The sequence below is a fragment of the Rhizobium sp. YTU87027 genome (assembly GCF_050644135.1).
GTDB lineage: Bacteria > Pseudomonadota > Alphaproteobacteria > Rhizobiales > Rhizobiaceae > Rhizobium.
In genome coordinates this window covers 976,679-998,508 of record NZ_CP098441.1, presented here as the reverse complement: position 1 = coordinate 998,508, position 21,830 = coordinate 976,679, and the positions used below count along the sequence as shown (strand labels likewise).

The 21,830-nt window shown below is 59.9% G+C and carries 24 protein-coding genes and 1 pseudogene; 16 read left to right on the top strand and 9 right to left on the bottom strand.

The genetic code is table 11. From position 1 onward, the window contains the following. The first annotated feature begins 1 nt into the window (after position 1). The 4 genes and pseudogenes from NBG89_RS23570 to NBG89_RS23555 all read left to right on the top strand — a co-directional run bounded on the left by NBG89_RS23570 (position 2) and on the right by NBG89_RS23555 (position 2,364). A complete protein-coding gene (locus NBG89_RS23570) occupies positions 2 to 412 on the top strand; it encodes a hypothetical protein (RefSeq protein WP_431324486.1) in 411 nt (136 codons plus the stop codon). Positions 413 to 469: 57 nt separating this feature from the next. Next, on the top strand, positions 470 to 1,462 hold the full coding sequence (locus NBG89_RS23565; protein ID WP_431324485.1) for a dihydroxyacetone kinase subunit DhaK: 993 nt from the start codon (positions 470 to 472) through the stop codon (positions 1,460 to 1,462). 93 nt (positions 1,463 to 1,555) lie between these two features. Continuing rightward, positions 1,556 to 2,221, top strand: a pseudogene (locus NBG89_RS23560) (transposase); the annotation flags it as partial. Next, complete coding sequence (locus tag NBG89_RS23555) at positions 2,128 to 2,364, top strand: transposase (RefSeq protein WP_431324484.1); 237 nt, start codon at positions 2,128 to 2,130, stop codon at positions 2,362 to 2,364. The pseudogene NBG89_RS23560 and the gene NBG89_RS23555, both read left to right, overlap by 94 nt. A gap of 588 nt (positions 2,365 to 2,952) precedes the next feature. Here the strand turns inward: NBG89_RS23555 and NBG89_RS23550 are convergent. After that, positions 2,953 to 3,279 (bottom strand): GFA family protein, encoded by a 327-nt coding sequence (locus tag NBG89_RS23550; RefSeq protein ID WP_431324532.1) that lies wholly within the window; start codon positions 3,277 to 3,279, stop codon positions 2,953 to 2,955. Positions 3,280 to 3,851: 572 nt separating this feature from the next. Between NBG89_RS23550 and NBG89_RS23545 the strand changes: the two genes are divergently transcribed. From NBG89_RS23545 to NBG89_RS23535, 3 genes are read left to right on the top strand one after another with little or no spacing between them, the layout of a single operon-like run. Beyond that, positions 3,852 to 5,165, top strand: coding sequence for a CmpA/NrtA family ABC transporter substrate-binding protein (locus tag NBG89_RS23545; RefSeq protein ID WP_431324483.1), 1,314 nt, complete (start codon positions 3,852 to 3,854; stop codon positions 5,163 to 5,165). 57 nt (positions 5,166 to 5,222) lie between these two features. Further along, on the top strand, positions 5,223 to 6,116 hold the full coding sequence (ntrB, locus tag NBG89_RS23540; RefSeq protein WP_431324482.1) for a nitrate ABC transporter permease: 894 nt from the start codon (positions 5,223 to 5,225) through the stop codon (positions 6,114 to 6,116). A gap of 11 nt (positions 6,117 to 6,127) precedes the next feature. Next, positions 6,128 to 6,925, top strand: a complete 798-nt coding sequence (locus NBG89_RS23535) for an ABC transporter ATP-binding protein (RefSeq protein WP_431324481.1) — start codon at positions 6,128 to 6,130, stop codon at positions 6,923 to 6,925. Between the two features lie 63 nt (positions 6,926 to 6,988). Here the strand turns inward: NBG89_RS23535 and NBG89_RS23530 are convergent, their stop codons facing one another. Then, a complete protein-coding gene (locus NBG89_RS23530; protein WP_431324480.1) occupies positions 6,989 to 7,681 on the bottom strand; it encodes a GntR family transcriptional regulator in 693 nt (230 codons plus the stop codon). A gap of 331 nt (positions 7,682 to 8,012) precedes the next feature. Between NBG89_RS23530 and NBG89_RS23525 the strand changes: the two genes are divergently transcribed. Genes NBG89_RS23525 through NBG89_RS23515 form a run of 3 tightly spaced genes read left to right on the top strand, consistent with a single transcriptional unit; the run spans position 8,013 to position 11,211 of the window. Next, complete coding sequence (locus tag NBG89_RS23525; RefSeq protein WP_431324479.1) at positions 8,013 to 9,137, top strand: BMP family ABC transporter substrate-binding protein; 1,125 nt, start codon at positions 8,013 to 8,015, stop codon at positions 9,135 to 9,137. A 17-nt stretch (positions 9,138 to 9,154) separates the two neighbouring features. Then, the gene (locus tag NBG89_RS23520; RefSeq protein WP_431324478.1) at positions 9,155 to 10,285 is read left to right on the top strand and encodes an ABC transporter permease; all 1,131 of its coding nucleotides are present in this window, start codon (positions 9,155 to 9,157) and stop codon (positions 10,283 to 10,285) included. Then, positions 10,285 to 11,211 carry an ABC transporter permease gene (locus NBG89_RS23515; RefSeq protein ID WP_431324531.1) on the top strand — a complete coding sequence of 309 codons (927 nt, stop codon included), beginning with the start codon at positions 10,285 to 10,287 and terminating at the stop codon, positions 11,209 to 11,211. Before NBG89_RS23520 ends, NBG89_RS23515 begins: the two co-directional genes overlap by 1 nt. Positions 11,212 to 11,248: 37 nt before the next feature. On the opposite strand, the gene NBG89_RS23510 is transcribed toward NBG89_RS23515, so the two are convergent. Then, a complete protein-coding gene (locus NBG89_RS23510; protein ID WP_431324477.1) occupies positions 11,249 to 11,428 on the bottom strand; it encodes a hypothetical protein in 180 nt (59 codons plus the stop codon). Positions 11,429 to 11,468: 40 nt separating this feature from the next. Between NBG89_RS23510 and biuH the strand changes: the two genes are divergently transcribed. From biuH to atzF, 5 genes are read left to right on the top strand one after another with little or no spacing between them, the layout of a single operon-like run. After that, complete coding sequence (gene biuH / locus NBG89_RS23505; RefSeq protein ID WP_431324476.1) at positions 11,469 to 12,170, top strand: biuret amidohydrolase; 702 nt, start codon at positions 11,469 to 11,471, stop codon at positions 12,168 to 12,170. Then, positions 12,167 to 13,717, top strand: a complete 1,551-nt coding sequence (locus NBG89_RS23500) for an ABC transporter ATP-binding protein (protein WP_431324475.1) — start codon at positions 12,167 to 12,169, stop codon at positions 13,715 to 13,717. The genes biuH and NBG89_RS23500 overlap by 4 nt, the downstream gene beginning before the upstream one ends. Further along, positions 13,717 to 14,385: a cysteine hydrolase family protein gene (locus NBG89_RS23495; protein ID WP_431324474.1), complete on the top strand. Its 669-nt coding sequence runs from the start codon at positions 13,717 to 13,719 to the stop codon at positions 14,383 to 14,385. The genes NBG89_RS23500 and NBG89_RS23495 overlap by 1 nt, the downstream gene beginning before the upstream one ends. Continuing rightward, positions 14,378 to 14,731 (top strand): cupin domain-containing protein, encoded by a 354-nt coding sequence (locus NBG89_RS23490; protein WP_431324473.1) that lies wholly within the window; start codon positions 14,378 to 14,380, stop codon positions 14,729 to 14,731. The genes NBG89_RS23495 and NBG89_RS23490 overlap by 8 nt, the downstream gene beginning before the upstream one ends. Then, positions 14,728 to 16,560: an allophanate hydrolase gene (gene atzF / locus NBG89_RS23485; protein ID WP_431324472.1), complete on the top strand. Its 1,833-nt coding sequence runs from the start codon at positions 14,728 to 14,730 to the stop codon at positions 16,558 to 16,560. The genes NBG89_RS23490 and atzF overlap by 4 nt, the downstream gene beginning before the upstream one ends. A gap of 129 nt (positions 16,561 to 16,689) precedes the next feature. Here the strand turns inward: atzF and NBG89_RS23480 are convergent, their stop codons facing one another. Next, positions 16,690 to 17,886 carry an IS256 family transposase gene (locus tag NBG89_RS23480; protein ID WP_431321730.1) on the bottom strand — a complete coding sequence of 399 codons (1,197 nt, stop codon included), beginning with the start codon at positions 17,884 to 17,886 and terminating at the stop codon, positions 16,690 to 16,692. A 307-nt stretch (positions 17,887 to 18,193) separates the two neighbouring features. Between NBG89_RS23480 and NBG89_RS23475 the strand changes: the two genes are divergently transcribed. Next, on the top strand, positions 18,194 to 18,742 hold the full coding sequence (locus NBG89_RS23475) for a sugar O-acetyltransferase (RefSeq protein ID WP_431324471.1): 549 nt from the start codon (positions 18,194 to 18,196) through the stop codon (positions 18,740 to 18,742). A 164-nt stretch (positions 18,743 to 18,906) separates the two neighbouring features. On the opposite strand, the gene NBG89_RS23470 is transcribed toward NBG89_RS23475, so the two are convergent. The 5 genes from NBG89_RS23470 to NBG89_RS23450 all read right to left on the bottom strand — a co-directional run bounded on the left by NBG89_RS23470 (position 18,907) and on the right by NBG89_RS23450 (position 21,829). Further along, entirely contained in the window at positions 18,907 to 19,341 is a 435-nt protein-coding gene (locus NBG89_RS23470; protein WP_431324470.1) for a type II toxin-antitoxin system VapC family toxin, read from the bottom strand. Continuing rightward, positions 19,338 to 19,658 carry a hypothetical protein gene (locus tag NBG89_RS23465; protein ID WP_431324469.1) on the bottom strand — a complete coding sequence of 107 codons (321 nt, stop codon included), beginning with the start codon at positions 19,656 to 19,658 and terminating at the stop codon, positions 19,338 to 19,340. Before NBG89_RS23465 ends, NBG89_RS23470 begins: the two co-directional genes overlap by 4 nt. Next, complete coding sequence (locus NBG89_RS23460) at positions 19,633 to 20,748, bottom strand: nucleotidyl transferase AbiEii/AbiGii toxin family protein (RefSeq protein WP_431324468.1); 1,116 nt, start codon at positions 20,746 to 20,748, stop codon at positions 19,633 to 19,635. The genes NBG89_RS23465 and NBG89_RS23460 overlap by 26 nt, the downstream gene beginning before the upstream one ends. Then, positions 20,729 to 21,448, bottom strand: coding sequence for a DUF6088 family protein (locus NBG89_RS23455; protein ID WP_431324467.1), 720 nt, complete (start codon positions 21,446 to 21,448; stop codon positions 20,729 to 20,731). The genes NBG89_RS23460 and NBG89_RS23455 overlap by 20 nt, the downstream gene beginning before the upstream one ends. 183 nt (positions 21,449 to 21,631) lie before the next feature. Next, the gene (locus NBG89_RS23450) at positions 21,632 to 21,829 is read right to left on the bottom strand and encodes a DOPA 4,5-dioxygenase family protein (RefSeq protein WP_431324466.1); all 198 of its coding nucleotides are present in this window, start codon (positions 21,827 to 21,829) and stop codon (positions 21,632 to 21,634) included. Position 21,830: the final 1 nt, after the last annotated feature.

Below are 21,830 nucleotides of genomic sequence, written 5' to 3'. Positions count from 1 at the left end.
GATGGCGCGCGAAGACACCGAAGACGCCATTATCGCCTATAAGTCCATCCTGGCGCAAATCATCGACAATCGACCTTCCGGAACACGTCAGCGGCTCGCCACGGAACTCGGCAAGCATCGCAGCTTCGTCACCCAGATAACAAGCCCGACCTATGCGACGCCTCTCCCTGCCCGACATTTAGCGACGATCTTCCGGGTGTGCCATTTCAGTGCCGCTGAACAGGAGCGCTTTCTGGATGCCTACCAGGCTGCACATCCTGGCAAACTGCCGGAGCCTGGCGCGTCGGAGAAACTGCGGCACCTGTCGCTGATGGTGCCCGATTTCGGCGACGAGAGACGCAACCGACTGCTGGAGGAAGCAATTGCCGATCTGGTGCAGAAGATTGCCGCAATTTCAGGGACGCCGGATTGAGCAAACACTTGTGGCACGTGCGAGAGGATTGATAGGATTCGCCTTGGGAGGGGCTAGATGAAGAAATTCATGAACACAGCCGAAACCATGGTCGCCGAAAGCGTCGAAGGCTTTGTCAGCGCTCATGCGGATTTCGTTGTGTTCGGCGCCAACCGCAAATGTGTACGTCGCCGACATCTGGTTCCTGGCAAGGTCGCGATCATTTCTGGCGGTGGCGCGGGTCACGAGCCGATGCACATCGGTTTTGTCGGCCGCGGCATGCTCGATGCCGCTTGCGTCGGACATATCTTTACATCTCCGACGCCCGGCCAGATCGTTAGCGCCATAGAGGAAGCAGACACCGGGGCCGGGTGCCTTCTGGTCGTAAAGAATTACGATGGCGACGTGATGAACTTCGAAATGGCGGCAGAGATGGTGGCGGGCCGGCATCAGGTCGAGATGATACTTGCCTGCGATGACATCGAAACGGGAAGGGCCGGTGACGGGCGTGGTCGGCGTGGCGTTGCCGGTACGCTTATTACGGAACGGCTTCTCGGAGCCGCCGCCGAGCAGCGCGTGCCGCTCGCCGAGCTGAAGGCCTTGGGCGACGGCCTCTCCTCACGCATCCGATCGATGGGCGTCGCTCTCAGCGGTGTCGCGTTACCACAAACGCAGCGCACAACGTTTACGCTTGGGCCGAACGAAATAGAAATGGGCGTTGGAATTCATGGGGAGCCTGGCCATTCAAGAGAGCTCTTCTCTGACGCAGACACCATCGTCAGCCATTTGGCCGAAGCGATCTTCGACGACATTGACCAAAGCACGGACAAGGTGCTGCTCTTCGTCAATGGGCTTGGCGGCACACCACCGGCCGAACTCTATCTCGCCTACAACTCTGCTCATCGCATCATGATGGAGCACGGCCTGCGGATTGCGCGCTCACTTGTTGGCACTTATGCCACCTCGCTCGACATGCGGGGTCTTTCCATTACACTTGCTTTCCTCACCGACGCGGAGTTCTCCCTATGGGATTCGCCCGTTGCAACCGCTGCGTTGCGGTGGGGCTGCTAGCCCGCATCTCTCAAAGTAAAAGGTGCATCGGACCTACGAATCTGAGAAACTGCTTTTGCTACAAAGGCTTACCAGATTTGTTAAGGAGGCCCGATGCCAACACACTGTATCTCCGCGCAACTCGAATTTGAAGGCTTCGACGGTCATAAAGTAGTGGCTGGTTTTGACGGCGGGGCGATCACCTCGGACGCCGGTGCTCTGCTGCTTCGCCACGTCGATGGGGCCATCGGACTGTTCGACCGGGTGGCCGCTTGCTTCATCGATGGCCGCGATCCGAACTGCACGGTTCACAGCGTACGCACGCTGGTCGGACAGCGCATTGCGGCGATCGCACTGGGCTACGAGGATGTTGATGACCACGACACGCTGCGCCACGACCCGGTACTCACCCTTCTGTCGGAGCGGCTGACGCCGAAGCGAGACGATTGTGCGGTGCTTGCCGGCAAATCGACGTTGAACCGACTGGAGCACGGCCGCCTTGGCGAGACGACGCGCTATCACAAGATCGCTTACGACAAAGGCGCGCTGGAAGCGCTGTTCGTGGAGCTGTTCCTGGACGCACACGACAGGCCGCCGGAGGAGATCGTGCTCGATCTCGACGCCACCGATGATCCGCTGCACGGCCAGCAGGAGGGGCGGTTCTTCCACGGCTACTATGACTGCTATTGCTATCTGCCGCTCTACATCTTCTGCGGCCGGCATCTGCTTTCGGCCAAGCTGCGGCGCTCCAACATCGATGCCAGTGCCGGTTCACCTGCGGCACGATCCGATTGAAGCTCTTGAAGATCGGCGCGCAGGTTCGTGTCTCGGTCCGCCGCATCAAGGTGGCGATGGCATCGGCCTGTCCCTATGCCGCGGAATTTGCATTGGCACATGCCCGAATACGCGCTGCGGCCCGATGATGCCGCCGGACCCAAACCCTTCCCGCCAACAAAAGAGGATACATCGCCAGCCCCAACAAACGCCACACACCGCGGCGCTGGCTGCACCCGTTCTCGCTATCGAGCCCAGCACCACGGCCGAGACAAGCCATAGCGAAAGCCAAAACTACGGGGGCTGTGAGAAAACCGGGCTAGTGATCGGCACGACTGGCCGAGCGCCTCCTGCATTCAAAGACCGCCTGATCAGCTTTGCCTTCAAGGTGCCACGACAGACGGACAGGACGCAGGACAGGCAAAGTCGCGGGACGATCTTCGGCTACCGATACGACGGGCGTATCAATCTGCGGATTGAGACGAACTCCCGTCAGCTCATCAGCGGTGCTGCAACTTGTGTTGGGTAAGACGCGCCGGAGTTGGTGGTCGACGGCAGGCGATTGAGGCGCTACTTAACAAAGACTGTTCGCGCCGGGCACGGGAACGCAACATCGCTGAACATCTGTCTCTAGCAACTTCCGCGCAGTGATTGACGTTCACGCTCTACCCGGTGACGAGCACTACGCAGCCATAAGCCACCTTGGTGCGGCGTCTCAAGGGAACCAAATGTCGTTGTCAATCTGAATGGTGGACAGCCACGGCAAGCAGGGGCTCGACCCAGCGGTGCCGTTTTGCTTCCCAGCCGGAATAAGCGGGGGGCGGAAAGACGGGATCGGCAAATGCTCCCACGGCGACAGCGATGTGGCCGGGGAATGCGTCGGCCTCCCAATAGACAGTTGATCCACATACAGGGCAGAATCGGAACGACACTAAACGTCTGGCATCAGATTGACGTGTGAATTGCGTTGCGTTGCCGGAGATTGCCGCTTGTGGCCTGGCGAACCACGCCTGGGCACCGAAAACAGCTCCGGTGCGACGTTGACACTCGAGGCAGTGGCACATCGAGATCCGCAACGGTTCGCCCTTGCAAACGACTTCCAACTTCCCACAACTGCACGCTGCGCGACGAGTTTTCATGGGCACTCCCTTTTGTTGGCCAGTACGATCATTGGCGTCACCTCACATTATCGGAACTGGGAACTGATTGGGCTCACTGCAGCGCCTCTCAGGATAGACGAACCTGATCGTCGTTCCAGCCCCTCGTTACGCCTGCACTTTGACCGCCTCACTATCTGTGCACTGCACAAATAAGTGCTTTCGTGGCGGCGACCACAGCAAGCAACTGCACAAACTTTTTTCACAGTATCGAGATGACCAAAAATTAGGCGTCTTTGAAATCAGACAATTTCCCGTTTATTTTCCTATAGTTAATTTAATCCAGCAAAACTGGCACGATCGTTGCACGGTCCAAGACGCACCGGTCAACGGCGACCGGCGCGGACAGGCGCTGTATCAGCGCCTGCACTCGACACCGACGTCGCAAGGTTTTTGATGTCCGGGATTTCAATCCCGCGGACGCAATTTCCTGCGGCGTTTTTTTGTGTCCAAATTCGGCCGGCAGAGGGAACCTGCGCATGACAAAGAATTCGACCACTGGGATTTCGACAACTGGCATTAGCCGCCGCAGCATGCTCAAGACGACTGCGATGGCTGCCCTCATCGGCGCCGTCAAGACTGCCTTTCCGTCGGGAGCCTTCGCCGCTGGGGCAGGTCCTGAAGTGAAAGGCGTCAAGCTTGGCTTTATCGCTCTGACGGATTCCGCACCGCTCATCATCGCCAAGGAAAAGGGCTTCTTCGACAAGCACGGCCTTCCCGAAACGGACGTCGCCAAGCAGGCATCCTGGGGTGCGACGCGCGACAATCTGGTGCTCGGCGGTGCCGCCAACGGCATCGACGGCGCTCACATCCTGTCGCCTCTCCCCTACCTCATGCATACCGGCAAGGTGACACAGAACAACAAGCCGGTGCCGATGGCGATCGTCGCCCGGCTCAATCTCGACAGCCAGGGCATTTCCGTCGCCAAGGAATATGCCGAAACCGGCGTGCAGCTCGATGCCTCCAAACTGAAGGCTGCATTCGAGAAAAAGAGGGCGGAAGGCAAGGAAGTCAAGGCCGCCATGACCTTCCCGGGCGGCACCCACGACCTGTGGATCCGTTACTGGCTCGCCGCCGGTGGCATCGATCCGAACAAGGACGTCTCGACCATCGTCGTGCCGCCGCCGCAGATGGTCGCCAACATGAAGGTCGGCAACATGGATGTCTTCTGTGTGGGCGAACCGTGGAACGAGCAGCTCGTCAACCAGGGCATCGGCTTCACCGCCGCCACCACCGGCGAGCTCTGGAAGGGTCATCCGGAAAAGGCGCTTGGTCTGCGCGCCGACTGGATCGAAAAGAACCCCAACGCCGCCAGGGCCCTGCTGATGGCCGTCATGGAGGCCCAGCAGTGGTGCGACAGCATGGACAACAAGGCGGAGATGGCTGACATCCTCGGAAAGCGTCAGTGGTTCAACGTTCCGACGAAGGATGTGCTCGGCCGCCTCAAGGGTGATATCAATTATGGCAACGGGCGCGAGGTCAAAGCCACCAACCTCTATATGAAGTTCTGGAAGGACGGCGCCTCCTATCCGTTCAAGAGCCACGATACCTGGTTCATGACGGAAAACATCCGATGGGGAAATCTGCCTGCGAACACCGACGTCAAGGCACTCGTCAACCAGGTCAACCGCGACGACGTCTGGCGCGAGGCCGCCAAGGATCTCGGCGTCGCCGCAGCCGACATTCCCGCGTCGTCATCCCGCGGCAAGGAGACCTTCTTCGACGGCAAGGTCTTCGACCCGGAAAATCCCTCCGCCTATCTCGACAGCCTTTCGATCAAGGCTGTCTCCTGAGTCCGCCTCCGGCGCGCGACGAGTGCGCCGGCCCTTCTTCACGTGAGGAGCGCGTCGATGTCCGCCCTGGCTAGTAAACAAAATTCCTCCACGGCTGCCTGCGCCAAGCCGGCAGCAAAGGTCGTGCCGTTTTCCCGCAAGCCTGGATTGCGGATCGACTTTCGTCATGCGGGACTGACCGCACTTCACAATGTCGTTCCGCCAGCCGTGGTGCTGGCGCTCGTCCTGCTCGTCTGGCAGGCGCTCTGTTCGTCGACGGATGCATCATTACCCTCCCCGCATCAGGTCTGGCAGGATAGCTATGATCTGATCGCCTATCCTTTCTTCAACAACGGCTCCCAGGATATCGGGCTCGGCTGGCGCGTGCTCGTCTCGCTGCAACGCGTCGCTTACGGCTTCGGGCTTGCCGGGGTTATTGGCGTCGTCATCGGCGCGATCATCGGCCAGTCCGTCTGGGCGATGCGCGGCCTCGATCCGATCTTCCAGGTGCTGCGTACGGTTCCGCCACTCGCCTGGCTGCCGCTGTCGCTTGCAGCCTTTCAGGATTCCAACCCTTCGGCGATCTTCGTTATCTTCATCACCTCGATTTGGCCTGTCATCATCAACACTGCCGTCGGCGTGCGCAACATCCCGCAGGACTACCGCAACGTGGCCGAGGTGCTACGCCTCAACCAGTTCGAATTTTTCTGGAAGATCATGCTGCCTTCGGCCGCGCCTTACATCTTCACCGGCCTCAGGATCGGCGTCGGCCTCTCCTGGCTTGCCATCGTCGCGGCCGAAATGCTGACCGGCGGTGTCGGCATCGGCTTCTTCATCTGGGACGCATGGAACTCGTCGCGCCTTCCAGACATCATCGTCGCGCTCGCCTATATCGGCGTCGTCGGCTTCGCCCTCGACAAGCTGGTGGCCGCGCTCGGCAAACTCGTCACCCGCGGCGCCATGGCCAACTGAGGAACGCACCTATGAACGCCTATCTCAAGCTCGACCATATCGACAAGCATTTCGATCGGGGCGGCGTGCGCGCCGAAGTCCTGAAGGATATCAACCTGACGATCTCCAAGGGCGAATTCGTTTCGATCATTGGCCATTCGGGCTGTGGCAAGTCCACTCTGCTCAATCTCATCGCCGGTTTGACCCCGGTCTCAGCCGGCGCCGTGCTGCTTGAAAACCGCGAAGTCAACGAACCGGGTCCGGAACGCGCCGTCGTATTCCAGAACCACTCGCTCCTGCCGTGGCTGACGGTCTACGAGAACGTCAATCTGGCCGTCTCCAAGGTCTTCAGCAGAACAAAGACCAGGACCGAGCGGCATGACTGGGTCATGGCCAACCTCGACCTTGTGCAGATGGCACATGCCAAGGACAAGCGGCCTTCGGAAATTTCCGGAGGCATGAAACAGCGTGTCGGTATTGCTCGCGCACTTTCGATGGAGCCGAAGATCCTGTTGCTCGACGAGCCCTTCGGGGCGCTCGACGCACTGACCCGCGCCCACCTTCAGGACGCGGTGATGGAGATCCACGCCCGGCTCGGCAACACGATGGTGATGATCACGCATGACGTCGATGAGGCGGTGCTTTTGTCCGACCGCATCGTGATGATGACCAACGGCCCGGCGGCCCGCATCGGCGAAGTACTCGACGTCATCATGTCCCGTCCTCGCAAACGCATCGAACTTGCCTCCGATCGGACATATCTCAAATGCCGCGAAGCCGTGTTGAAATTCCTCTACGAGCGCCACCGCTTCATCGAAGCCGCCGAGTAGCCGCAGCCAAACAGCCACGGTCGTTCTGGCCGCCGTGGCTTTCCGTCCTGTCACGGATCTGATTTACCGGTCGCGCTCCGTTCGCACCCCGGCTGATGCAAACACCGCACTGGCATCGCTGACAATCTCTACGTGGGAATATGCCGCCTGCCCCGCGGCTACAATATCGGCTCGCATGATCGCGGTGACAATCCGGCCATGCTCCTCATAGGATTTCGCCAGGCGCCCGGGCAGACGGAACTGCGCTCGCCGAAAGGGGGCAAGCCTGGCCCGCGTCTGGGTCACCATCTCGAAGACATGATCATTGTGCGCGCCGCGATAAAGCCGGGTGTGGAACTCGGTGTTGTAAACCGAATATTCCTCTTCCGCGCCGGCATGCACGAGCCTCATCGACGCCTTGTGCACCATTTCCAGCGTGCGGCGCTCATCGACTGTCATACGCTCGGCCGACAGCCTGGCACAGATCGCTTCGAGTTCCGCCATCGCCTCGAACATCGAATGCAGATAAGCCTCGGTGACGGTGGCAACGACGGCGCTTCGGTTCGGCTCACGCTCGATCAGTCTCATGGCACCGAGCTCGCGCAGGGCTTCTCGTACCGGCGTGCGCGAAACGTCGAAACGCGTTGCGAGCGACACTTCGTCGAGTTTCGCGCCAGGCAGGATTGAACCGGTGACGATCATGTCGGAAATTGCCCGCACCATCTGTTCGACGGTGGTTCCGGTACGGATGATTTCTCTGCGGCCGGCCTGCCTCACAATCCGAATCCACTCACTTTGATGTTCTGCATACAGATGGCGTCCAGGACTCAATAAGTCAAATGACGCGGTGAAGTTACTGTTAAGTTTCCACTTTCAGCATCAACAGGCGCGCCTCTGATCGCGAAACCTAACAATCAGAATGAATGATAAATATTCGTTGACTAGTTATTATGCATAAGATGGCTGAATCTGCATACAGTTTTCGCAACACACCATTTGCATTCAAGAATAATTCATAAAAACCAATGAATTAGGATTTGGCATGGGCATTGCATGCACTTTTCTGTAACATTTTTTCGAACCGGCCCCGGCCGCAAGGAGCATTCCGATGACCAAACTCCTTTCCATGAACCGCCGCCATTTCCTTCAGGCTTCAGCAGCCGGTGCCCTCGCCTTGACACCCGGCCTTTTGCCTGGCCGCGCCCTCGCCCAGAGCGCGCTGACCGTCGGCTTCATCTATGTCGGCCCCAAGGACGACTACGGCTACAACCAGGCGCATGCCGAAGGTGCCGCGGCGCTGAAGACTTTGCCGGGCGTCACGATCGTCGAGGAGGAAAATGTCCCGGAAACCGTCGATGTCCAGAAAACGATGGAATCGATGATCAACCTCGACGGCGCGACACTGATCTTCCCGACGTCGTTTGGATATTTCGACCCGCATATGCTTGCGATGGCGGCAAAGTATCCGGATATCCAGTTTCGCCATTGCGGCGGTCTCTGGCAGGAAGGCAAGAACCCGGCAAACACCGGCTCGTATTTCGGCTACATCTTCCAGGGCCAATACTTGAACGGGGTCGCAGCCGGCTACACCTCGAAGAGCAGGAAGCTCGGCTTCGTCGCCGCCAAGCCCATTCCGCAGGTGCTGCAGAACATCAACGCCTTCCTGCTCGGGGCGCGCTCGGTCGATCCGTCGATCACCTGCCAGGTCATCTTCACCGGCGAGTGGTCGCTTGCCGTCAAGGAAGCTGAAGCGACCAACGCGCTGATCGACCAGGGCGCCGATGTGATCACCTGCCATGTCGACAGCCCGAAGGTTGTCGTCGAGACGGCCGACGGCCGCGGCGCCTTCGTTTGCGGCTATCACGCAAACCAGAGCCCGCTGGCAGCGGAGAAGTACCTGACCGGCGCCGAATGGGCGTGGGGCAATGTCTACACCGATTTCGTCAAGAAGGCTCAGGCCGGCGAAAAGCTCGGCAACTTCGTGCGCGGTGGCCTGAAGGACGGCTTCGTCAAGATGAGCCCGCTCGGGCCTGCCGTGTCAGCGCAAGGACGGACGAAATTCGACGCCACTTTGGCCGAGATGATGACCGGCACGTTCTCCGTCTTCAAGGGACCGATCAAGGACAACAAGGGCAACGTCGTCGTCACGGCCGACAAGAGCTATGCCGAAGATGCCATCGAGCTCGAAAGCATGGCCTACCTGGTGGAAGGCGTCGTCGGATCCACGGCCTGAGCCAGGGGGAGAACGCCATGACAGTCGAGGCGAACACCTCCGCAATAGCCATCGCGTCCGAACGACCGTCCGTATTCAGACCCATCCTCGAATGGCTGGCACGGCGCGCGGAACCTGTTGTCATCAGCTTCGGCGCAATTCTCATCGGACTGGCACTCTTCTCCCTCTTCATCCTTGTGATCGGCAGATCGCCGATCACCTTGTTCCAACTGATGTACACGGGCGCCTTCGGCAGTTGGTTCTCGATCCAGAACAGCCTCAGCCGGGCTGCCCCGCTCCTTCTGACAGCGCTTTGCGTCGCCTTGCCGGCCCGTTTGGGGCTCGTCATCATCGGCGGTGAGGGCGCAGTGGTATTGGGCGGCGTTGCTGCTGCGGCGGCCGCGTTGCCGTTGGTCGGAACCTTACCCGCCCTTCCCGTCCTCATGCTGATGGCGGCGGCGGCGATGATCGTCGGCGGCATCTGGATCGGTCTTGCAGGGTTCCTGCGGCACTATCGCGGCGTCAACGAGACCATCTCCTCGTTGCTGCTCGCCTATATCGCCATTGCGCTGATGAACCAGTTCGTGGAAGGGCCGCTTCGCGATCCGGCGAGCCTGAACAAGCCCTCCACCGCTCCCCTGCCCGGCGGGTACATGCTCGGCAAGATGCCCGGAATGGACGTGCATTGGGGGCTGGCCATCGGCGTTATCGCCTGCATCGTCTCGTGGGTCCTGATCGAGATCACGAGCTATGGCTTCGCGGCGCGTATCGCCGGCGGCAACGTCCGCGCCGCTCAGATCCAAGGCTTGCCTGTCGGCCGCCTGATTGTCGGTTTCACAGCGATCGCCGGCAGTTTTGCCGGTCTTGCCGGCATGATCGAGGTCGCCGCTGTCCAAGGCAGTGCCAATGCCTCGCTGGCGGCGGGCTACGGCTATACCGGCATCCTCGTCGCCTTCCTGGCGCGGCACAATCCGCTGGCGATCATTCCGGTCGCCATCCTGCTTGGCGGCATCGACGCGTCGGGCGGGCTGATCCAGCGCCGGATGGGCTTGCCCGACGCGACCGTACTGGTGTTGCAGGGGACGCTCTTCGTCGTCATCCTCTTTTGCGAGACCTTTTATGGCCGCTTCAAGATCTTCAATCCCGACCTCTGGAAAAGGCGCGCATGATGGAAGCAAGCGGCATTGGCATCTGGGGCGTTCCCCTCGCGATCCTTGCGGGCGCGATCCGCGTCTCGACACCCTTCATCTTCGTCAGCCTTGGCGAGACAATCACAGAACGCTCCGGCCGCATCAATCTCGGACTTGAGGGCACGCTCGTCTTCGGCGCCATGACGGCCTACGCGATCGCCGTGCTCAGCGGTTCACCCTGGCTCGGCGTGCTGGCGGCCATGGGCACTGGCGCGGTCTTCGGCCTGCTGCACGGCTGGATCTGCAAGTGGCCGAAGGTCAACGATATCGCGATCGGTATCGCCATGATGCAATTCGGGCTCGGGCTTGCCTTCTTTCTCGGCAAGCCCTTCATCCAGCCGGCAGCCCCACACCTGCCGTCGATCCCGCTCGGCGCCTGGTCCAATCTTGCGCCGGTTCAGGCGGCTTTGAACATCAATATGCTTTTCATCCTGGGCGGCCTCATTGCGCTGTTTTTGTGGTGGGCGTTCAAAAACACCCGGATCGGTCTTATCCTGCGTGTCGTCGGCGACAGCACCGATGCGGCGAAAGCGATGGGGATCAATCCGGAGCGTGTCCGCCTGCTGGCGACCGGCGTCGGCGGATCGCTCGCCGCCGTCGGCGGTGCCTATCTCTCACTCTACTACCCCGGTTCCTGGAGCGAAGGCATCTCTTCCGGCCAGGGCCTGATGGCGGTGGCGCTGGTGATCTTCGCGCGCTGGAACCCGATTGGCTGCTTTCTGGCGGCGCTTCTCTTCGGCGGCGCGGGTGCGCTTGGCCCTGCCCTGCAGTCGGTCGGCGTCACAAAGGGCTACTACCTGTTTTACGCGGCTCCCTACGTTCTGACGCTCGTCATCCTGATTGCCACCTCCTCGCCCACCCGTTCGCTTGCCGGAGCCCCCGGCGCATTGTCGCTCACGAAGTAAGGCATCTGCCATGGATGGTTTCGCCAGCCTCACCAAATCAGGACAGGGCGCCGACCACTGCAGCCTTCGCGATTACGTCGCCGTCGAGGGCGGCGGTGACGCCCCATATAGCGACATGCACGAGCTTGTTGTCGGCAGCTGTCAGTTGTTCCTGGAAGACAAGGTCAAGCGCGTCGACGGCATTTCCAGGGCCTTTGGCAAACCGGCGCGGCGTCACGGCGAAACTCTCAAACTTTTGGGGTAGATAGGAGAAGACGATGGATGCGATGGTCGAAACCAAGGGACACTACATCAATGCCGATCCTTATGCCTGGCCCTATAACGGTGCGCTGAGACCCGACAACACGGCGCTCATCATCATCGACATGCAGACTGACTTTTGCGGTCCGGGCGGCTATGTCGATCACATGGGCTATGACCTTTCGTTGGTGCGCGCGCCGATCGAGCCGATCGAAAGGGTGCTTTCGGCCATGCGCGCCAAGGGCTACCACGTCATCCACACGCGCGAGGGCCACCGGCCCGATCTCGCCGATCTGCCCGCGAACAAGCGCTGGCGCTCGCAGCGCATAAACGCCGGCATCGGCGACGCCGGCCCCTGCGGCCGCATCCTCGTTCGCGGAGAACCGGGATGGGACATTATCGACGAGTTGAAGCCAATCGAGGGCGAGACGATCATCGACAAACCCGGCAAGGGCTCCTTCTGCGCCACGGATTTGGAGCTTATCCTCAACCAGAAGCGGATAGAGAACATCATCCTGACCGGCATCACCACCGATGTCTGCGTTCACACGACGATGCGCGAGGCAAACGACCGCGGCTTCGAGTGCCTGCTGCTCGAAGACTGCTGCGGCGCCACCGATTACGGCAATCATCTCGCCGCCATCAAGATGGTCAAGATGCAGGGCGGTGTGTTCGGCTCCGTTGCCAACTCCGAAACACTCGTGAGCCAGCTGCCATGAGCACCGTCCGCGACACCCCGCTCCCGCAACCTGGCAAGGCTATCGGCATTGACACAATCGACATGACAATGCGCTTCGGCGGCTTCACCGCGCTCGACCATGTATCGATCAAGGTGTCTGCCGGTAGCTTCCACGCCCTGCTTGGCGAAAACGGCGCCGGCAAGTCGACGCTCGTCAAATGCATCCTGGGTTTCTACCACGCGACATCGGGCTCGCTTTCCGTCAACGGCCACGAAGTGGCGATCGCCTCGCCCAGGGATGCAGCCACTTACGGCCTCGGCATGGTCTATCAGCATTTCACGCTCGTTCCCTCACTGACAGGCGCTGAAAACCTCGTCATCAGCCGTGCCGAAGTGCCCGCTGTCATCAACTGGACGAAGGAACGCAAGGATCTCACCGAATTCATGGAGCGCATGCCCTTCAAGATCCCGCTCGACCGGCCCGTCAGCGACCTTGCCGCGGGCCAAAAGCAGAAGCTGGAGATCATCAAGCAGCTCTATCTCGGCCGCTCCTTTCTGGTACTCGACGAGCCGACATCCGTGCTGACGCCTGCCGAAGCCGACGAAATGCTTAGCCTCGTGCGCGACATGACCGAGCGCGGCGAGCTGACTGTATTGATGATCTCTCACAAGTTTCATGAAGTGACGAAGTTTGCAGATGCCGTCTCGGTCCTGCGGCGCGGCAAACTGGTCGGCAGTGGCAAGGTCGGTGAGCTCTCCACATCAGACATGGCAGCGATGATGATTGGCGATGTGAAACTCGCCGAGCTCGATAGCCGCGTTCTGGTTTCCGAAAGGGCCAAGCCCGTCCTCAGGATGAATGAGGTCAAGGCGACGGACCGTTCCGGCCTGAAGACAATCGAGATCGATAATCTCATGGTGCGCTCGGGCGAGATCGTCGGCATCGCGGGCATTTCAGGCAACGGCCAGAAGGAACTGACGGAAATTTTGGCCGGGCAGCGCCACACCCACAGCGGCCGCGTCACCGTCAACGGCGACGCCTATGGCGCGACACGTCCCGAGAGCCGCATGAACAAGGTCCGTTTCATTCCCGAGGAGCCACTGCAGAACGCCTGCGCCCCACGCATGACGGTCAGCGAAAACCTCGCCTTCCGCACGTTCGATCTCAAGGCTGACGGCAGGGATGCGATCTGGCTGAACAAGGGCAGGATGAGGAAACGCGCGACAGCGCTGATCTCCGACTTCAAGGTGAAGACGGCCTCTTCTTCCTCACCGATCGCGGCACTTTCGGGCGGCAACGTGCAGCGCGCGGTTCTCGCCCGCGAACTGACCGGCGAGGTGGACCTGCTGATCGTCTCGAATCCCTGTTTTGGCCTCGATTTCTCGGCTGTCGCCGAAATCCGTGCCCGCATCATGAAGGCGCGCAATTCCGGCGCGGCGGTCCTGCTGCTCTCTGAAGACCTCGACGAACTGCTAGAAATGTCCGACCGCATCATGGTCATTTCCGAAGGCAGGCTGGTCTACGAGACAGAGGCGCGCTCGGCCGATATCGGCGCGATCGGCGCCCACATGGCGGGGCATCACTGATGGCAAAGATCAAGGCAGAACCCTTCGCCTTTCCGGTGAAGCACAATCAACTTGCCCTTATCGTCATCGACATGCAGCGTGATTTTGCCGAACCCGGCGGCTTTGGCGCCAGTCTCGGCAATGATGTCAGTCGCATCGCCAGGATCGTCCCTGACGTCAAACGCCTCATCCAGGGCTTCCGCAATGCCGGCCTGCCGGTCATTCATACGATGGAGTGCCACAGGCCCGATCTCTCGGACCTGCCACCGGCAAAGCGCGACCGCGGCAGCCCAACGCTGCGCATCGGCGACGAAGGCCCGATGGGTCGCATCCTGATCGCAGGCGAGCCCGGCACCGCAATCGTGCCGGAACTTGCTCCCGTAAAGGGGGAAGTCATCATCGAAAAACCCGGCAAGGGTGCCTTCTACGCCACGAAGCTCGGCGAAGTGCTGGAGCACAAGGGCATCAAACAGCTCGTCTTCGCAGGTGTGACGACGGAGGTCTGCGTGCAGACCACGATGCGCGAGGCGAACGACCGTGGCTATGAATGCCTGCTCGCCGAGGAGGCGACGGAAAGCTATTTTCCAGAATTCAAGGCCGCCGCCATCGCCATGATCCGCGCCCAGGGCGCGATCGTTGGCTGGACGGCCCATGTCGATGACATCCTGGAAAGCATCACCGATGCCTGAAACGACCCGCGAACTGCTGACCACAGGCGGCTGGAAAAAACTGGAATTCGGCCGATTCCGCGAAAAGGTGTCAATTCACTGGATCCGCCCCTTCGAAGGCGATCAGCCAGGCGTTGCCCTCCTGAAATATGAGGCAGGCGCCTCCGTTCCACGTCATCGGCACGAAGGGCTGGAAACCATTCTGGTCCTCGACGGCGTACAATCCGATGAGACGGGCGACTACGGCAGTGGCAGTTACATCGTCAATGCGCCCGGTACCGAGCATTCGGTCTGGAGCGATACTGGCTGTGTCGTGCTCATTCAGTGGGACCGGCCCGTAACAATACTGAAAGAGGAAACAGCATGAACTCGACGGTACCAGCCTTCGACATTGCCTCGCTGCACGATTTTTATCGCAACGGTGGCAGTGTCGCCGAGATTGTCGAAGCGGTCTTCGCCCGCATTGCCGCCGTGAACGACCCCGGCATCTTCATCCATCTGGCAGACAAGGATTTTGTGCTGGCCGAGGCAGAAAAGCTCGGCAGCTTCGATCCCTCGAGACCACTTTTCGGCATTCCCTTTGCGGTGAAGGACAATATCGATGTCGCCGGCATGCCAACGACTGCGGCCTGCCCGGACTATGCTTATCTGCCCGAACAGGACGCCACCATTGTCCGCCTGCTGCGCAAAGCCGGCGCTCTGGTGATCGGCAAGACCAATCTCGACCAGTTCGCAACCGGCCTCGTTGGTGTGCGCTCGCCCTATCCGATCCCGAAAAATGCCATCGATCCGAAACTGGTGCCAGGCGGTTCTTCCTCCGGTTCGGCTGTGGCGACAGCACAGGGCATCGTCACCTTTGCGCTCGGCACGGACACGGCCGGTTCGGGCCGTATCCCAGCCGGCCTCAACAATATCGTCGGCCTCAAACCAAGTGTCGGCGCACTTTCGACGACCGGCGTCATTCCCGCCTGTCGCACGCTCGACTGTGTCTCGCTCTTCGCGCTCACGGTCGATGACGCATGGACCGTGTTCTGCGTCACCGCTCAATATGATGAGGCGGACGTTTACTCGAAAATCATTGCCGCGACAGGCTTTGGAGCGGTTTTGCCGGTACTCGCCATCGGCGTGCCTGCGAAAGCCGAGCTGCAATTCTTCGGCGACGCCGTGATGGAAGCAGCCTATTTCGACGCGCTCTCCACGCTGGAGAAACTCGGCCACCGGCTGGTCGAAATCCCCTTCGCCGCATTCTACAAGGTCGCCAACCTGCTCTATGAGGGCGGCTGGGTGGCCGAGCGCTATGCCGCGATCAAGCCGTTTTTCGACACCAAGGAGCAGAGCCTTCATCCGGTGACCCGCAAGATCTATGGCGCCGCCAGGACGCTTTCGGCCGCCGACGCCTTTAGCGGCTTCTATGCATTGCAGGCCCTGAAGAAAGAGGTCGCGCCGCTGATCGCATCGGTCGATCTGTTCTGCGTACCGACCGCCCCCAGCCATTATACGCTGGCCGATCTCGAGGCGGAGCCGATCCGCGAGAATTCCCGCCTCGGCACTTATACGAACTTCGTCAACCTGCTCGACATGTGCGGTATTGCCGTGCCGACCGGCACCCGCTCCGACGGCCTTCCTGCGAGCGTAACGTTGCTTGCTCTTTCCGGGCGAGACGGGCTGGCCGCAACGCTTGCCCGTGATCTCCATCGGGCAAGCGGCGTGAGGCTCGGAGCCACGGGTTGGTCACAGCCCCCCTCGGCTCCTCCTACGTCTTGCGCCCAAGGTGAGGAGCTGATCGATATCGTTGTCGTCGGCGCGCATCTTTCCGGCATGCCGCTGAACCATCAGCTTACCGATCTCGGCGGAAAATTCTCTCGCCTCGCACAGACATCCACCGCCTATAGGCTTTATTCGCTCACAGGGTCCGTGCCGCCCAAACCCGGTATGACACGCGTTGGCGAGGACGAAGGCAGCGAAATCGAAGTGGAAGTCTGGAAGCTGACACCCGCGGCCTTCGGTGCCTTCGTGGCGGCTATCCCTGCTCCCATGAGCATCGGAACCATCATGCTGTCGGACGGCACTTCGGCGAAGGGTTTTCTGGTCGAACCGCTGGCGCTCGTCGGAGCAGCGGACATAACGAACTATGGCGGCTGGCGAGCCTATCAGAGCAGGCTTTCGCCGCCACACAGGGTCGACAAGGCCGGCTGATAGATCAGCTATGGAATAGCATGCGACCACACATTTTTTGCAGCGCCTCACAACAGCGCCAACCGCATCACATTAGCTTGACGTTAGCGTTTGTCAGGTTATGTGCGTCAAGTTCAGCAAATTGGGCGGTCATGCGGCCTGGCGCATAGCGAGCTTTTTGTGCTCTCGTAGATCGTCCATGTTGATGTAGCGATTGGCCTCCATCCAGTTTTCGTGGGTCTCAACTGCGAGGGCTCTGACGAGGCGCAAGCAGCTCTCTGCGTTTGGAAAGATGCGCACGACATAGGTCCTGCGGCGGATTTCCTCGTTGAGGCGTTCAAGCATATTGGTCGATTTCAAGTGCTTGTGATGCTGGCGTGGCAATCGGAAGAAGGTCAGCGTCTGTTCGATTGTCTCCTCGACCCAGCTGGTCAAGCGCGGATAGCGTGCCGACCACTTGGCGAGCCAGGCGGAGAGATCGGTCTTGGCTTCGTCGAGGTCGCGCCGGTCGTAGAGCCACCGCAGCTCCTGCAGGCAGTCGTCGCCATGCTTTCGTGGCAGGTGATCGAGGGCGTTGCGCAGAAAGTGCACGTAACAGCGCTGCCAGGCGGCCTCGGGAAGCGTCTCCGCGATCGCCGCCACGAGGCCGGCGTGATCGTCCGAGACCACCAGTTCCACACCCCGTAGACCGCGGCCCTTCAACTTGACGAGGAAGTCCTTCCACGCCGAGCGGCTCTCCCGGGCCGCCATTTCGACAGCCAGAATCTGCCGCCGTCCGTCCCAATCGATGCCAACGGCAACCAGCACTGCCTGGCTCATCACCACGCCAGCCTCACGGACCTTCTCATAGCGGGCATCGAGGATCAGGTAGGCAAAGGGCTCAAGAAGCGGGCGTTCCGCAAACGCCTTCAGGCTTTCGTCCAATCGCTTGTTGATCGCCGAGATTGAAGATGCCGAGAAAGCATGGCCGCAGAGTTCTTCAGTGATCGCCTTGACCTTTCTGGTCGACACCCCCTGCACATACATCTCTGCCAAGGTCGCCACCAGGGCTCGCTCGGAACGTTGATAACGTTCAAACAGTTCGGTGGAAAAGTGTCCCGAGCGATCTTGCGGAACACGCAGTTCAAGCTTGCCAACGCGGGTGATCAACGTTCGGCCATAGTGGCCTGAGCGGTATCCGAGCCGGTCCGGTGTGCGCTCGCTTTTGCCAGCTCCAAGCGCCTCGTCCATCTCCGCTTCCAGAACTTCCTGCATCACGGCGCGGATCACTTCACGCAAGCCGTCAGGGTTCGATAGCAAAATCTCTTTCACTGCAGCACTGGCTGTCTTACCATCGGTCTTGGTCATGGTGGCGTTCCCTCCGGGGAATAGGTGACGTTGAACATCACCAGTCTGCCATGGCCGCCTTCTTTAGGAAATTTGCAGAACCTTCAGCACTCTACCGTTTGTCAGCCTGCTGGAAAGGCAGCGCGATGGGTCGAGCGCCATCGCGCTGCTCGGGCGTTTGTCGCCTGTCTATCCATTCCTTCGACCCCGCGACGCCGTCGTGCAAATATCATGCCCAAGCCAAGCGGCACGATTGCAGCTCTTGCGATGATGCTCCTCCTTCGTCCATCATCGAACCTCCTGTATTGGAACAACCGAGGAGCGTCTCGTGAGCGCTAGTGAACGACAGAAGATGGCCGCCGGAGAGTGGTATTGCTGTCTCGATCCGGAGCTCGATGCCCTGCGCGTGGCTGCGCGCAAGGCAGTGCATCAGCACAACACACTTGATCCCGAAAGTCGCGGCAATATTGCCCCATCGCTACGCGCGCTTTTTGCGCAAGCGCCTGACGATGCTTTCATCGAGGCGCCGTTCCATTGCGCCTACGGCATGAACATTTCACTCGCTCACCGTGTCTATCTCAATGCCGGCTGCACCATCCTGGACACGGCGAGCGTGCGGATCGGCGAAGGCTCCATGCTGGGGCCTGGCGTCCACATCTACTGTGCCGATCATCATAGGGAGCCGGCTCTTCGGCGCAGTGGATTGCAGATTGACCGGCCCGTGTCGATCGGCACCGACGTCTGGATCGGCGGAGGCGCTATCATCCTCGGCGGCGTGACGATCGGAGACGGCGCCATCGTTGGCGCGGGTTCGGTCGTCACCCGCGATATCGCAGCAGGTGCAACGGTGGTTGGCAACCCGGCGCGGCAGGTCTGACGGACAAAGCGGCCACTCGATCGTTTGCCCGCAGCACTACCACCGGCGCGACCGGTGGCGCTGAATACAAAGGTGATAGGCGAACACGAGGCGTTCGAACTCGACGCCGCTGAAATCCTCGAAGTGAAACGGCCGGACCGTTCGAGCTAAAACCGGTCTACCTCCTAACTCCGAGAGCTGCGAAGCGGGTTGATAATCTGAACACCCCGGAAATCTTTTTCATTGTCTGTCACGACGACGCAGTGGTTGGCCTCAGCAATCGCAGCGACGATGGTATCTACCGCGCTTCTAGGCCGCCCCTTGGTCATGCCATCGGCCATGAGCCGCGCCCATATCAGGCCAGCTTTCTCGTCGAACGAGAGAATCCGGCCTGCAAACAAGGCCTGAGGTCCCTCAGGTCCAGCGAACCAAGCGTCAAGCACCTCACGCTTTCGACCTTTTGGCTTTTCGAGAATGCCTCGGCGGATTTCGGCAACGGTAAGCGAGGCAATGAAGAGGTCGTTGTCGTTCTGAGCGCTCATCCAAGCCAGCAGCGAGTCCGAGGGCTCCGGCTTTATAACGTTGCTGATGATATTGTTATCAAGCAGGTAACGCGTCACAGATCGACCTTAGGCCCTTCGTCGCGCGGACGGCTGAGGTCGAGATCTGCGCCGACCAAAGGTGAGCGACGCAGCGCGGCGAGAATGCCGCCTGCTTTTGGAGGTTCACCCGCCACTGCCTGCTGTATGGTCCGGCGAAGCTCCGCGACTTCCGGACCGCCCTCCGTCAACTTCCGGGCAAGGGATCGAAGCAGATCGCGGTCGGCGTCGTGTGCCTGGATCTCAAATCGCGCGATGCCGCGTTCGGCCAGACGAGACCGATAATTCTCGAGAGCTCTCTCTAGGAAGTGCTCACGAGCGGCGAGTTTTCGCTGCAATGTCTACGTTGAGAAACTGTTCGAGCTCGCTGATGCTTGCCATGACAGCATCGAACCGGGGCGGGTCCCCGAAAATCATGGCCGACATTCGCGCGTAATCGGTTGCAAGCTTCTCCGTCATATCTGGAGTCGGCGCGAGCCGAAGCGTCCCGGGCACTGCTCGATCGTAGCGATGGTCCGGTGCACGGAACATCAGTTCCTTGTGCTGTCGGCAGGCTTCGGCGAGATCGAGCATGGACGCAGTGGCTTTTCCATACTGCTCATGCGTCCAAATCTGGTGAACATCGTAATAGTGCCTGGAATACCGATTGAGGTCGGGTACTTTCCGCTCTGGGTTACCTTCAAGGCTGCGCTTCTCGGTCGTTTCCGTCATGGCATGCAGGATGAGTACCTTTTCCCAAAACGTGCGCTCGGGTTTGACCGTCATCACATTGCGGGCCGACAGATCGAAGCCCGCTTTCATTTCCGAGGCGATGTATGGCGTAATTTCCCGTGGCTCCACGGGAATGGGATCCGGTCGTGCTCCGGCCTCAATGCGCACGGCTGCCTCGACATAGCCGCCGCTCGTGTCGAATACGCTTTTGTATCGGAGCACCAAAATGTCGAGTGCTTCCTTCTTGCGATAGGCGTCGTAGCCGAAGTCGAGCGTGAAATGTCCGCTTTGTCCTGCCTCTTCCTCGACAGCGGCAATTTCTTTGCTCAACACGTCTCGAAGAGGGCCGGCGATGTATTGCCGGGCAGCCTCGTCAACCTGCTCGGCAAGCGCTTTTTGTTGCTGGTTGACTGAGGGGAGAGCAGCTATGTCGGCCTCGAGTGGCGCATGGAGGTCGGCCTTGAAAATACCGATGTCGATATCTTCGGAGAAGCGGTTGATCAGGCCATAGGCCTTGCTGAGACTTGTGCCGCCTTTGAAGTAAAGGCGAACAGGGTCGGTCGGGCGGCGATTGAACAGGAAGTCGAGTACCCAACAGACATAGAGGTCCTTTTCAATGTTCTCAGCCCGTGTATCAATGCCGGAAGCCACCGCTGAGAAGAGAGCCCTGCGCTCGTCCAGCGTCGATCGGAGGATTTCAATGAACGCCTGTTTCATGGTCTTCCCGTGTTTCTTGGGATGAAACTACCGGTGCGCGGATTATTGCGTCTACGGCGGAATACATCCAAGCGGGGATGGCATGGATGTTTTCGCGCAGATCCTGAGCAATCGCCTCCCGGTGCGGGTTTTGCGCCAGATGGCGCATGATACCCTCGATCACTGTATCCAGGTTGGATCGCTCGTCCCGGAACCAGTTGAGTGCCTGGATCACGCGCATTGCCGGGCGCCCCGCCCAAAAGGCGGTCTTTGCTGAGATGCGCTTGAAATCCAATGTGTAGATGACCGGTTTCGTCGCGTTCGGGTCGCCGGCGTTTGCTTCGATCTCGATCGTCCTCGGGTAGGTATCGGCATAGATCGTCGAGCGCGCCGGGACGGCTGTGGTTAGACCCAGGTCGTTGGCGGCTGTCATTCCGTCAACGCATACCCGGAGCTTATCGCGCCGGGCAATGGCATCGATGAATGAGGCCCGCGGCGGGAAGACCATCTTGCCGGTCAATCGGCTCGTATTTGGCTTGTCGTAGAGTCCGCGGTGAGGGCGACGAATGTCACCACGGTTGACAAGCCGCTGGAGCGCCTTCTCGACAGCATGGGGTGTTCCGATATCGAGAAAATCGGCGCGCGACCAGACCCCGGCTGGTGCCGCTTTGGCGATTCGGGCGTGAATGCGCTCCAATGTATCGGATGTCGGATCTGGCATGGCGGCATAACCTTTGACCAGAAAATATATACAAATTTTGGTCAGTGACAAGCGCCTGTCGATTACTGACCAACAATTATATTAAAATATTGGTCAGAAAGCGCCTGCTGTCCAAGCTTGAGACTATTCATCAAGCCGTGGGTATGGACCTAGTGTTTCGTCTCAGAGATTATGACGGGTTGTCTATACCACCTGATACATGGCGAGCGCGTGTGGTCCGACCGGTCGATCATGCCAGCGACCGAGGAGAACGGAGAAACGTTCGGCTATCTCCTCCCGCAACAATTCCGCAGTCTCGCGCTGCTCGGAGCCATCGAAATAGACATGGGCATGATAGCTCTCAATTCTATCAAGTTTCAGGGGTAGGTCATCTTTGGACATA